A 12195-nucleotide genomic window follows, 5' to 3' on the forward strand; every position below is an offset into this window, starting at 1 on the left:
CACCCCCACCCGGGCTCGCGCCGGCCGATCGACGCCCGTCGGTCAGCGGCAGCCGCACCCGGCCAGCGCGGAGCTGATCCGGTCCAGCGCTGCCCGGGTCTCGTCCAGCGAGCCCTGTGTGCGGTCGGTGAGCACGGCGAACGTGAGCAGCCGGCCGTCGGCTGTGGTCACCGTGCCGGCGATCGCGTTGACGCCGCTCAGCGTGCCGGTCTTGGCTCGGACGACGCCCGCTCCGGCGCGGGTCGCCGCCGCCCGGTAGCGCTCGTCGAGTGTGCCGGACCAGCCGCCGACGGGCAGACCGCCGAAGATCGCCGCCAGTTCGGGGTGGCTGCCGTTGCCGGCGAGCGTGATCAGGTCGGTGAGCAGCGAGGGGCTGATCCGGTTGGTGCGGGACAGCCCGCTGCCGTCGGCCAGGCTGATCTCGCCGGCGGGCAGGCCCAGCTCACCGAGCACCTGGTCGGTGGCCGCCGCACCGCCGACGAACGAGCCGGGCTTGCCCTTGGCGAGCGCCACCTGGCGGGCCATCGCCTCGGCGATCACGTTGTCGCTGTCGCTGATCATGATGTCGACCAGCCGGATCATCGGCAGGGACTCGACAGTGCCGAGTTCGGCGCCGGCGGCGGTGCCCGTGGCGCCGGACGCGGCCGGCGCGGTGCCCCGGGCGACCTGGGCGGCGCCGCCGGTCAGGCCGAGCAGCTTGGCGAACTGCCGGCCGGCGGTCAGGTCGGGCTGCGGCACCCGCTCGGCGGCGTGGTTGGTCTGCTCGGCGGTGCGCCGCGCCTCCGCCGGGTTCTTCCGGGCGCCGTCGGTCATCAACGCGGTGATCGCCGCGCCGAAGCCGCCGGTGGGGATGTCGGCGTCCCAGCCGGGCTCGAAGACCGGGCCGCTGAACAGCGACGAGTCGACGATCACCTTGGTCGGGGCGGTGCCGCCGAGCGCGTCGCGCACCTGGGCGGCGAGGTCGTCCAGGCGGGCCGCGCCGGGGTAGAAGCCGTTCTTGTCCACGGCGAGCGTGGGGTCACCGCCGCCCACCAGGACCACCTCGCCCGGGTTGGCCCCGGCCACCGCGCGGGTCGGGATCCGGTAGGCCGGGCCACGCGCGGCGAGCACCGCCACGCCGGTCGCCAGCTTGGTCACCGAGGCGGGCACGGTGGGCGTGTCCTGGCCGCTGCCGTAGAGCGTCTGGCCGGTGCTCACGTCGGCCACCGACACGTGCACCCGGTCACCGAGCGCGGCGGCGCGGACCAGCGGGTCCAGCGCGGATCGGATACCGGCCTCGGTGGGCAGCGGGGCGTTGCCGTCCGGCCCGGCCAGCACGGCCTGCGGGGAGGGCTCGGGCGGCGCGGCGACCGCCGTACCCGTGCTGTCGTCGTCGCCCAGCCACCCGGCGACCGGGCCGGGGCGCAGCACGGCGAGCCCGGCCACCGCCAGGGCCAGCACGAGCACGCAGGCGAGCGCCGCGACGAGCCGCATGCGGCGTCGCGGTCGAGCCGGGGGCGGCCCGGAGGGTACGGGCGGCGCGGCGCCGACCGGCGGGACCGGCGGGCTGACCGGGATCGGTGCCGGCGCGCCGGGCCAGTTCAGCGGCGCCGCCGGGTCGTGCGGCGGCCCGACGCGGGCCGAGCCGCTCGCCGGGCCGGAGCCGTGGTGCGGCGGACCGGAACCGTGGTGCGGCGGGCCGACGCGGGCGGACCCGGTGGCCGGAGAGGGACGATGAGGGACGTTCGCCCCCGGGACGGACACCCGTCCGGTGGCCCCGCCGGAACCGGAACCGGCGGACCCGCGCCCGTCAACCCTCTCGGGGCGGTAGTGTGAATCTTCCCTCCCCACGGCCCCCTCCTCCCCGCTCGAAATCGCCTTGGGCGACACTACTTCGGTCCGAACACTATGCGGCGGCCGGAGCCGACGGGGGGCGTTCACCCCGCGCCGGGGGTGAGCCGCTGGTTTCCGTTAGCCAGCGTGGGCAAACGAGGGAGCGTGGAAGATGGATTTCGACGTCACGGTTGAGATCCCCAAGGGTCACCGCAACAAGTACGAGGTAGACCACGCGACCGGCCGCATCCGGCTGGACCGCACCCTCTTCACCTCCACGCAGTACCCGGCCGACTACGGGTTCATCGAGGGCACCCTGGGCGAGGACGGCGACCCGCTGGACGCGCTGGTGCTGGTGCCCGAGCCCACGTTCCCGGGCTGCCTGATCCGCTGCCGCACCATCGGCATGTTCCGGATGACGGACGAGAAGGGCGGCGACGACAAGGTTCTCTGCGTGCCCTACGAGGACCCGCGTCAGGAGCACCTGCGCGACATCCACCACCTGGGCGAGTTCGACCGGCTGGAGATCCAGCACTTCTTCGAGGTCTACAAGGACCTGGAGCCGGGCAAGTCGGTCGAGGGCGCGACCTGGGTGGGCCGGGTCGAGGCCGAGGCGGAGATCGCCGCCTCGTACCGGCGCGCCAAGGAGGCCGAGGAGCGCGGCGAGACGCTGCACTGACGATCACGCCTGCCGGAGGCCCGGGTCGCGCTTCGCGACCCGGGCCTTCGCGTGTTCAGGCGAGCAGGTCGCGGGCCCGGTCGTAGAGGCCGAGCACCGCACAGGCCACCGGCACGACAGCGACCACGAGCGCGGTGTCGGTCAGGTCGGCCAGCCGGCCGAGGTACGGGGAGACCGGGCGCCGGGCGTACGTGGCCCCGGCGGTGACCGCCGTCAGGGCCAGGGCCAGCCCGCCCACAGTCAGCGCGAGCCGGCCACCCGGACCGGCCCGGTCGGCCAGCACCACGCCGAGCAGGGCGAACCCGGCCAGCCCGGCGACGATCGCGGGCACCCGGTGCCGTACCGCCACGAACAGGCGGGAGCGCAGCAGCAGCACCCCGCATGCCACGGCGGCGAGCAGCAGCCCGGCGGTCCGGCCGACGGAGACGAGCACCGCGAGCGCGCCGACGGCCAGCACCGCATGGCCGAGCAGCATCCCGGTGAGCACCTCCTCGGCGCGGGCCACCGCCGCGTGCACCCGGCCCCGGTCCGGCAGGTCGCGGGTGCCGGCCGGGCTGGGCAGGGTGAGCGGCGGCAGCGGCAGCTTGCCGACCCGGATGGCCAGCAGCGGCAGCCCGCCGAGCGCGAACACCAGCACGGCGAGCAGGACCGCGGCGGTGCCGTCCGGGTCGAGCAGCAGCCCGCCGAGCGCTGCCGCCACGCCGGCCACGCCGACAGTCACCCCGGCCACGAAGACGCGGGACCGGCTGGCCACGCCGAGCAGGCCGAGCACCGCCACCAGCAGCAGCGCCACCGAGCCCACCAGCAGTTCGGGGGCGCCCACCCAGCGCAGGCCGGGGATCGGGCCGACCGGGTCGCCCGAGGCGACGGCCAGCGCTCCGGCCACCGCGGCCCAGGGCAGCGCGTACCCGCCGAGCGTGGCGCCGACCGGGCCGTCCCCGTACGCCCGGGACGCGGCGGTGGCGGTGAGCACCAGGATCAGGGCGACCGCCGCGGCGACCGGCCAGCCCCGCGCGCCCGGACCGGCGGCGACCACGGCGACCAGCCCGACCGCGAGGGGTACGGCGGCACCGGCGAGCGCGGCGGCCCGGGTGGCCCGGCCCGACCAGGCGGCGCCCCGGCGCCGGGCGCCGTCCACGATCGCCTCGACCACGTCGTCGTACTCCAGCTCGGGCCACTGGGCGCGGGCCGGCACCAGGTGCAGCACCTCGCCGTCGCGGACGCCCTGCGGCAGCAGCGCCTGGGCGGTGGCCAGCACCGCGCCGTCGGTGCGGCGCAGCACCCATCCGCCGTGCCGTTCCCCGTCGTCGGCCAGTCCCTCACCGGCGTGCCGGAGCACCTCGGGCAGCAGCTCGGCCAGGGGCACCTGCTCCGGTAGGGCCACGTCGACCCGCCGCCTGGGCGCGCTGATCGTGACCCGGGCGAGCCCGCTTGTCATCGAGGCATCTCCATATCGAGCGGAGGGAGTGGGCTGACGGACGAGAGGACTTTACCTACGATGAGCCAGGCTCGGGTTACCCAGAGCCACTTTCGGGGAGGGTGAGTGTCCACTGTCGTCATCAAGCGGCCACCACGCCGCCCGGCCCCGGAGATCCCGGTCGGTGAGCTGCCCGTCGAGGCCCCGCCGGAGATCCCCGCCGCTGCGGGCGGGCGCTGGCAGCAGGCGCTGATGGTGCTGCCGATGCTCGGCGGGACGGTGGCCATGGCGATGATGTTCGGCCGCGGCGGCGGGGCCTACTCGTACGTGGTGGGCGGCATGTTCGGCCTCTCCTCGCTGGCGATGCTGGTGACCACCTGGGGCAGCGCCGGGCCGAAGAAGTCCGAGCTGATGGCCGCCCGCCGGGAGTACCTGCGCCACCTGGCCACGCTCCGGCGCCGGGTGCGGGAGACCGCCGGGGCCCAGCGGGCCGGGCTGTCCTACCGCCATCCCGAGCCGGGGCGGCTCTGGTCGACTGTCGACAGTCACCGGGTCTGGGAACGCCGTCCGGGCGACCCGGACTTCGCCGTGGTCCGGGTCGGTGTCGGCCCGCAGACGCTGGCCACCCCGCTGGTCCCGCCGGTCACCCGCCCGCTGGAGGAGCTGGAACCGATGACGGCCGGGGCGCTGCGGCGCTTCCTGGACGCGTACTCGGTGGTGCCGGACCTGCCGGTGGCGCTGTCGCTGCGCAGCTTCGCCCGGGTCTTCGTACGCGGGCCGGCCGGCCCGGTACGCGGCGCCGGGTCGCCCGCCGCGCAGGCGCTGGCCCGGGCGGTGCTCACCCAGCTCGCCGTCTTCCACGCGCCGGACGAGCTGCTGATTACGGTCTGCGCCGGGCCGGAGCGCCGGGCCGCATGGGAGTGGGTGAAGTGGCTGCCGCACGCGCACCATCCGGCGCGTACCGACGCGCTGGGCCCGGTACGGCTGGTCACCAGTTCCGCCGCCGACCTGGAACGGCTGCTCGACGACGTGCTCGGCACGCGGTCCCGGTTCAGCCCGCACGGCACCGCGACCGACGGGCCGCACGTCGTGGTGGTGCTCGACGGCGGCGACCTGACCGGCGCGACCGACCTGGCGGGTGACGGCGGCATCGACGCGGTCACCGTGCTCGACCTGGACACCCCGCCGCCCCGGCTGCTCGACCGGTACGCGCTCCTGCTCGACCTGGTCGACGGCCGGCTGCACTCGCACTCCGCGGAGGGGCACGCCGAGGTGGGCGCCGCCGACGCGCTGGCGCCCGCCGACGCCGAGGCGGTGGCCCGGCGGCTCGCGCCGCTGCGGCTGGCCGGCACGGTACGCGGACCGGACGCGCCGCCCGGCGCCGAGCTGGGCCTGCCCGAGCTGCTGGGTCTCGGCGACCCGGAGGGCTTCACCGCCGAGCAGGGCTGGGCACCCCGGGCCGCGCGGGACCGGCTGCGGGTGCCGATCGGGGTGGGCGCCGACGGCGGGGCGATCGACCTCGACCTGAAGGAGTCGGCGCAGGACGGCATGGGCCCGCACGGCCTGCTGATCGGCGCGACCGGCTCGGGCAAGTCGGAGCTGCTGCGCACGCTGGTACTCGGGCTGGCCGCCACGCACAGCTCGGAGCAGCTCAACTTCGTGCTCGTCGACTTCAAGGGCGGCGCCACGTTCGCGCCGTTCGAGCGGCTGCCGCACACCGCCGCCGTGATCACCAACCTGGCCGACGCGCTGCCGCTGGTGGACCGGATGGTGGACGCGATAAACGGTGAGCTGATGCGCCGGCAGGAGCTGCTGCGCCGGGCCGGCAACTTCGCGAGCGTGCGCGACTACGAGCGGGCCCGGGCGGCCGGCTCGCCGCTGGCCCCGCTGCCGTCGCTGCTGCTGATCTGCGACGAGTTCTCCGAGCTGCTGTCGGCCAAGCCCGACTTCATCGACCTGTTCGTGCAGATCGGGCGGCTGGGCCGGTCGCTCGGGGTGCACCTGCTGCTGGCGAGCCAGCGGCTGGAGGAGGGGCGGCTGCGCGGGCTGGACACGCACCTGTCGTACCGGATCGGGTTGCGGACGTTCTCGGCGCTGGAGTCCCGGACGGTGCTGGGCGTGCCGGACGCGCACGAGCTGCCGCGCAGCCCGGGGCACGGTTACCTGCGCTCGGGCACCGACCCGCTGGTCCGGTTCCGGGCCGCGTACGTCTCCGGCGCGGTCCGCCGCCGCGGCGGTGCGGCGGGCGCGTCCGGCGCCGGTGAGGCGCGCGTGCTCGCGTTCTCCACCCACCTGGTCCCGGTGCCTGAGCCGCCCGCGCCCGTCGCCCTGCCCGCCGAGGACGACGGCGGCGAGACGCTCCTCGACCTGCTCGTGGACCGGCTGGCCGGGCAGGGCCCGCCGGCGCACCAGGTGTGGCTGCCGCCGCTGGACGCCTCCCCCGCGCTGGACGAGCTGCTCGGCCCGGTCGGCGCCGACCCGGCACGCGGGCTCACCGTGGCGAATCCGGAGCTGCACGGGGCGCTCCAGGTGCCGGTGGCGGTGGTGGACAAGCCGTTCGAGCAGCGGCGTGACCTGCTCTGGCTGGCGCTGGACGGCGCGGCCGGGCACGTCGCGGTGGTCGGCACCACCCGCAGCGGCCGGTCCGGCCTGCTGCGCACGCTGGTCTGCGCGCTCGCGCTCACCCACACCCCGGCCGAGGTGCAGGTCTACTGCCTCGACTTCGGCAGTGGGACGCTCGGCACGCTGCGCGACCTGCCCCATGTGGGCGGCGTCAGCGGGCGGACCGACGGCACCGCCGTGCGCCGTACCGTGGGCGAGGTCGCCGGCCTGCTGGCCGAGCGGGAACGGCGTTTCGCCGAGACCGGTGTGGAGTCGATGGCCGCGTGGCGACGGCGGCGGGCGGCGGGCGCGCCGGACTCGTTCGGGGACGTGTTCCTGGTGGTGGACGGGTGGAACACCTTGCGCGGCGAGTACGAGGACCTGGAACCGCTGGTCACCGAACTCGCCACGCGGGGCCTGGCGTACGGGGTGCACGTGGTGGCGAGCGCCCTGCGCTGGTCGGACTTCCGCCCGGCGATCCGCGACCTGTTCGGCTCTCGGCTGGAGTTGCGGCTCGGCGACCCGGCCGACTCGGTGGTGGTCAAGCGGGCGCTGGCGGCCACCGTGCCGGAGGAGCGTCCGGGTCGCGGCATCACGGCGGGCGGGCTGCACTTCCTCACCGCCGAGCCCCGTGTCGAGGCGCTCGGCGCGGAGACCGCCGACCTGGTCAAGGCGGTGGCCGGCGCGTGGACCGGTCCGTCCGCGCCCCGGGTGCGGTTGCTTCCACCGGTGCTGCCGTACGCCGAGCTGGACCAGAGCGCGACGAGCGGGCTGGCGTTCCCGATCGGCGTGGCCGAGGCGGACCTGTCCCAGGTGGTGCTGGACTTCGCCACCGAGCCGAACTTCGTGGTCTTCGGCGACGCCGAGTGCGGCAAGTCGTCATTCCTGCGCGCGCTCGCCACCTCGATCGTCAACCGGTTCACGCCGGAGCAGGCCCGGGTGATGCTTGTGGACTACCGGCGCAGCCTGATGGGCGTGATCGAGACCCCGCACCTGATCGGGTACGGCACTGCCGCGCCGCACACCGCCGAGCTGATCGAGTCGGCCGCCGGCTATCTCCAGGGGCGGCAGCCGGGGCCGGAGGTGACCCCGGCGCAGCTGCGCAGCCGGTCGTGGTGGAAGGGGCCGGAGCTGTTCGTGCTCGTGGACGACTACGACCTGGTGGCCGGCGGGCCGACGAACCCGCTGCGGGCGCTGGAGGACCACCTGCCGCACGCCCGGGACGTCGGGCTGCACCTGGTGCTGGCGCGGCGTACCGGCGGTGCCGGGCGGACCGCGTACGAGCCGATCGTGCAGCGGCTGCGCGAGCTGTCCACGGCCGGCCTGGTGATGTCGGGCGGTCCGGAGGAGGGCGCGCTCGTCGGTCAGGTGAAGGCCGGGCCGCTGCCCCCGGGCCGGGCGCGTCTGGTGACGCGCCGGGAGGGGGTGCGCCTGGTGCAGCTGGCGCATCTCCCGCCCGGGTGATCCGCCTCGCGGAGTTGCCCCGTGACGGTCGGGACAACCGGTAATCTCCGTGCAGCATGTGTCTGAGGCGACCGAACGGCTGGGGAATGTGACAGGGGATCGGCAGGGACCGCCCGGTGGGCCGCCCCGGCGTCGCGCCGGACGCGTGCTGCTCGCCGCCGCGTCGGCGCTGGTCACCGTGGCCGGTCCGCTGGCGCCGCCGGCCCATGCCGCACCCGCCGCCCCGGCCACTGTGGCGCGCCCCTGGGTGAGCCCCGACCTCCTGCTGCGCACCGACCAGGTACGCGACGAGCAGTGGCAGCTGGAGGAGTTGCGGGCGAAGACCGCGTGGCGCACCTCGACCGGGCGCGGCGTGGTGGTCGCGGTGATCGACTCCGGTGTGGACGGCACCCATCCCGACCTGGCCGGTCAGGTGCTGCCCGGCCTGGACCTGGTGACGCCGGACGGCTCGGACGGCCCGGACCCGGTGGGGCACGGCACCACTGTCGCCGGGCTGATCGCCGGGCGGGCCGACGACGACCGGGGCGTGCTGGGGCTGGCGCCGGACGCCAAGATCCTTCCGGTCCGGGTCCTCGACGCCGAGAACCGCTACGACGACGCGCTGATCATCGCCAAGGCGGTGCGCTGGGCGGTCGACAACGGCGCCCAGGTGGTCAACCTGTCGCTCGGCGGCAGCAGCGACAACCCGGCCCTGGCCGCGGCGCTCGACTACGCGTTCGCCCGGAACGTGGTGGTGGTCGCCTGCACCGGCAACCTGGCCACCTCGACGACCACCGAGGTCTGGTACCCGGCCCGGGAGCCGGGTGTGCTCGCGGTCGCCGGGCTGGAGCGGACCAGCGAGAACCTCTGGTCCGGCTCGATCACTGGTCACGAGACGGTGCTCAGTGCCCCGGCCACCGGGCTCTACGGCGCCCGGCCGGAGGGCTACTGGCGGGTGCAGGGGACGAGCTTCGCCGCGCCGCTCGTCGCCGCGACGGCCGCCCTGGTCCGCGCACGCTATCCGAAGATGTCGGCCGGGGACGTGGTCAACCGGCTGATCGCCACCGCCCGTGATCTCGGTCCGACCGGCCGGGACGACCGGTTCGGCTACGGCCTGGTCGACCCGGTGGCCGCGCTCACCGCCGACGTGCCGCCGGTGGGTCACAACCCGCTCGACGACAACGACTCCCCCGGTGTGGTGGGCTTCGGGCCGGCGCCCGGCGACGGGCGGGACACCCGGGCCGCCGCGGCGGGCCGGGGTGGCGACCCGCTCGGGCGTACGGCGGAGAGCTGGAACGCGCGGCCGGCGGGCCAGACGGACGTCTCCGCGCCGGAGCGGCTCTGGACCGGCCTGGCCCTGTTCGTCGCGCTCGTCACCGGCACCGCGTTGATGGTTCGCCGGTTCCGGCAGACCCGTCGCTGAACCGGTCTGATCCCGTCCCCGGGTGGGTAGGGGAAGCCCCATGGAGACCACCACCGGGGCGACGGTCACGCACCGGTCGTGGCGGAGCCGCCGCCTCGACCCCGAGCACTCGCTGGGCCTGCGGCTCACCCTGACCGTGGCCGCGGCGTTCCTGGTGCTGGTGCCGTTCGCCCTGCTCGCGCTGCTGGTGCTCGGCGCCTGGCCGCCCCTGCTGCGGCTGGACGCCTCGATCACCGACGCGTTCCACGGGTACGCGCAGGCCCATCCCGCCTGGGCCGGTGTGATGACGGTCTGGACGCACGTGTTCGGGCCCGGCCCGCTGCGGGTGGCAGCGGTCGTGGTGGTGGTGTGGCTGGTCCGGCGCGGCGCGTCCCGCCTCGCGGTCTGGGTGGTGGTCACCATGGTCGCGGGCGGGCTGCTCGGCGCGCTGCTCAAGCTGCTCGTGGGCCGGGACCGGCCGGATCTGCTGGACCCGGTGGCCCGGGCCGCCGGCTATTCCTTCCCGTCCGGTCACGCGCTCAACGCCACGTTGGCGGCGGGTGTGCTGCTGCTGGTGTTCCTGCCGTTCGTGCGCGACAGCCGCCGGGGCCGGGTCGCGTTGTGGACCGCCGCCCTGCTGGTCACGGTGGTGACCGGGCTCAGCCGGATCACGCTCGGCGTGCACTGGACCAGTGACGTGGTGGGCGGCTGGGTGCTCGGGGTGGCGGTGGTGGCCGCGACCTCGGCCGCGTTCGCCACCTGGCGCGGCGGATCCGGGCGGCCGTCCACCCGTCCGCTGCGCGAGGGGGTCGAGCCGGAGCTGGCCGACCGGCGGCCGGAGGGCGGCCGGGCGTAGCCGGACCCCCGCCGGGGTACAGGCGAGCCCATGTCCGACGTCGTGATCCGAGTCACCCGGCGTGTCCTGCTGCCGCTGGCCCTGCTGTTCGCGCTGATGGTGGGCCTGGGCCTGCTGGTGACCCGGGTGCTGGCCCGCACCTGGCCGTTCACCGTGGAGGACACGGTCAACCGTGAGCTGGCCGGCGACCGGACGCCGGGGTGGAACGACGTCTCGCTGGTGTTCAGCACGCTCGCCAGCACCCAGATGATCGTCGTGGTGACGGTGCTGGCGGCGCTGGTGCTGCGGCTGGTGCTGCACCGCTGGCGGGAGCCGCTGTTCCTGTGCGCGGCGGTGACCGCGCAGGCGCTGATCTTCCTGTTCACCACGATGGCCATCGACCGGAACCGCCCGGCCGTCGCGCACATGGACGCGTCCCCGCCCACGTCCAGCTTCCCGTCCGGGCACACCTCGGCGGCCACCGCGCTCTACGTCGGTCTCGCGGTGCTGCTGGCGCTGCGGGCACGCAGCACCCCGGCCAAGGTCGGCTGGTGGACGCTGCTGGTGCTGGTGCCGGTCGGTGTGGCGCTCACCCGGATGTACCGGGGCATGCACCACCCCAGCGACGTGGTCGCCTCGTTCCTCAACGGCGGCGCCTGCGTGGCGATCATGGCGCGGGCGGTACTCGACCGCACGCTCACCTGGGGCCGCGCCCGGCTGCCGCTGTCCCGCTCCGGCGACGAGTCGACACCGGCGGGAGCACCGGCGGGTGGCTGAGCGCCGCCGGCCGGCTCAGGTGCAGTCGCCGGTGGCCACTCCCCGGGTACGCTCCGCGCCCGCCAGCGCCACCGGTCGCGCCTCGGCGGCGGTCACCGCGAAGCCGGTGTTCGGGTCGTCGGCTGCCGCCGCGAAGATCACGCCGAGCACCAGGCCGTTCGAGGAGACCAGCGGGCCGCCGGAGTTGCCGCTGCGCACCAGCGCCCGGATCGTGTAGATCTCCCGGTTGACGTCACCGGCCGAGTAGATGTCCGGGCCGGTGATCCGGTCGACGTCCCGGATCCGGGCCGGGCGGGCGTCGTACGGGCCGTCGAGCGGGAAGCCGAGCACGATCGCGTCGGCGCCGGTGGCGGCCGGGCCGGCGGCGAAGCGCAGCGACGGCCCGGGCAGCCCCGGTACGTAGAGCACGGCCAGGTCCCGGTCCGGGTCGTAGACGACGACCTCGCCGTCGTACCGCTCGCCGCGCAGTTCCACAGCCACCGAGCGGGTGCCGGCGACCACGTGCGCGTTGGTCATCACCCGGTCGTCGGCGTACACGAAGCCGGAGCCCTCGATGCGGCGCGAGCAGCTCGGCGCGGAGCCGAGCACCTTCACCACCGACCGCCTGCTGTTCTGCACCACCTGGGAGTTGGCGAGCGCCGGGTCGGGCGGTGCGACCTGCCGGGCCCGGGTCGGCGCGAGGTCGCCGAACACGTCCGGGAAGCCGTTGGTGTCGACCGTGTCGCGCAGCGCGGTGGACAGGTCCTGCGCCTTGTCCGGCAGCACCTGGTCGACGACGGTGAGCAGCGCGCTGTTGCGGACCGAGGAGGCCAGCCACGGCACCGAGGAGGAGCCGAGCGGCACGGCGACCAGCCACGCCACGAGCATGACCGCGACGACCGAGATGAACGCGCCGCCGACGTCGTCGATCTTCCGGCCGGCCGGCCCGGTGATGGCGGCCCGCAGGTTGGAGCCGAGCCAGCCGGCCAGCGCCTGCCCCAGCACCGCGAGCCCGAAGATCGCCACCAGGGAGATCAGCACGCGTGTGCCGCTCGTCGCGAACTGCTGCGCGATCAGCGGCCCCACCTGGAGGCCGAGCAGCGCGCCCAGGAAGAAGCCGGAGAACGACAGGGCCCCGATGACGAAGCCCTGACGGTATCCGCTGATCGCGAACACGAGCATGAGCAGAAGGAGGACGAGATCCACGGCGGACACGCCCCAAGGGTACGGGCACCTGGCCCGCGCTCGGC

The 12195-nt window shown here is 75.4% G+C and carries 8 protein-coding genes; 5 read left to right on the forward strand and 3 right to left on the reverse strand.

The window, feature by feature from the left end; all coding sequences use genetic code 11:
• Positions 1-42: 42 nt before the first annotated feature.
• Complete coding sequence (gene dacB, locus ACN27D_RS11950) at positions 43-1473, reverse strand: D-alanyl-D-alanine carboxypeptidase/D-alanyl-D-alanine endopeptidase (RefSeq protein ID WP_358174295.1); 1431 nt, start codon at positions 1471-1473, stop codon at positions 43-45.
• A gap of 511 nt (positions 1474-1984) precedes the next feature.
• Here dacB and ACN27D_RS11955 point away from each other — a divergent pair.
• Positions 1985-2491 (forward strand): inorganic diphosphatase, encoded by a 507-nt coding sequence (locus tag ACN27D_RS11955; protein ID WP_013288994.1) that lies wholly within the window; start codon positions 1985-1987, stop codon positions 2489-2491.
• Between the two features lie 55 nt (positions 2492-2546).
• Here the strand turns inward: ACN27D_RS11955 and eccD are convergent, their stop codons facing one another.
• Positions 2547-3929 carry a type VII secretion integral membrane protein EccD gene (gene eccD / locus ACN27D_RS11960; protein WP_120572780.1) on the reverse strand — a complete coding sequence of 461 codons (1383 nt, stop codon included), beginning with the start codon at positions 3927-3929 and terminating at the stop codon, positions 2547-2549.
• Positions 3930-4034: 105 nt separating this feature from the next.
• Between eccD and eccCa the strand changes: the two genes are divergently transcribed.
• The 4 genes from eccCa to ACN27D_RS11980 all read left to right on the forward strand — a co-directional run bounded on the left by eccCa (position 4035) and on the right by ACN27D_RS11980 (position 10966).
• Positions 4035-7973, forward strand: a complete 3939-nt coding sequence (gene eccCa, locus ACN27D_RS11965; protein ID WP_421499119.1) for a type VII secretion protein EccCa — start codon at positions 4035-4037, stop codon at positions 7971-7973.
• Positions 7974-8061: 88 nt separating this feature from the next.
• Positions 8062-9375, forward strand: coding sequence for a type VII secretion-associated serine protease mycosin (gene mycP / locus ACN27D_RS11970; RefSeq protein WP_421501135.1), 1314 nt, complete (start codon positions 8062-8064; stop codon positions 9373-9375).
• A gap of 40 nt (positions 9376-9415) precedes the next feature.
• Positions 9416-10210, forward strand: coding sequence for a phosphatase PAP2 family protein (locus tag ACN27D_RS11975; RefSeq protein ID WP_358173951.1), 795 nt, complete (start codon positions 9416-9418; stop codon positions 10208-10210).
• Between the two features lie 30 nt (positions 10211-10240).
• A complete protein-coding gene (locus tag ACN27D_RS11980) occupies positions 10241-10966 on the forward strand; it encodes a phosphatase PAP2 family protein (RefSeq protein ID WP_350815420.1) in 726 nt (241 codons plus the stop codon).
• Between the two features lie 15 nt (positions 10967-10981).
• On the opposite strand, the gene ACN27D_RS11985 is transcribed toward ACN27D_RS11980, so the two are convergent.
• Positions 10982-12160, reverse strand: a complete 1179-nt coding sequence (locus ACN27D_RS11985) for a MarP family serine protease (protein ID WP_120572775.1) — start codon at positions 12158-12160, stop codon at positions 10982-10984.
• Positions 12161-12195 lie beyond the last annotated feature (35 nt).

Source organism: Micromonospora sp. WMMD1274, from assembly GCF_049179035.1.
Taxonomy (GTDB): domain Bacteria; phylum Actinomycetota; class Actinomycetes; order Mycobacteriales; family Micromonosporaceae; genus Micromonospora; species Micromonospora tulbaghiae.

Bases quoted from the DNA above. Each gene is read 5' to 3' on its own strand.
- ACN27D_RS11980 (WP_350815420.1), top strand. From the start codon at position 10,241: ATGTCCGACGTCGTGATCCGAGTCACCCGGCGTGTCCTGCTGCCGCTG.
- eccD (WP_120572780.1), bottom strand. From the start codon at position 3,929: ATGACAAGCGGGCTCGCCCGGGTCACGATCAGCGCGCCCAGGCGGCGG.
- ACN27D_RS11975 (WP_358173951.1), top strand. From the start codon at position 9,416: ATGGAGACCACCACCGGGGCGACGGTCACGCACCGGTCGTGGCGGAGC.
- dacB (WP_358174295.1), bottom strand. From the start codon at position 1,473: ATGCGGCTCGTCGCGGCGCTCGCCTGCGTGCTCGTGCTGGCCCTGGCG.
- ACN27D_RS11955 (WP_013288994.1), top strand. From the start codon at position 1,985: ATGGATTTCGACGTCACGGTTGAGATCCCCAAGGGTCACCGCAACAAG.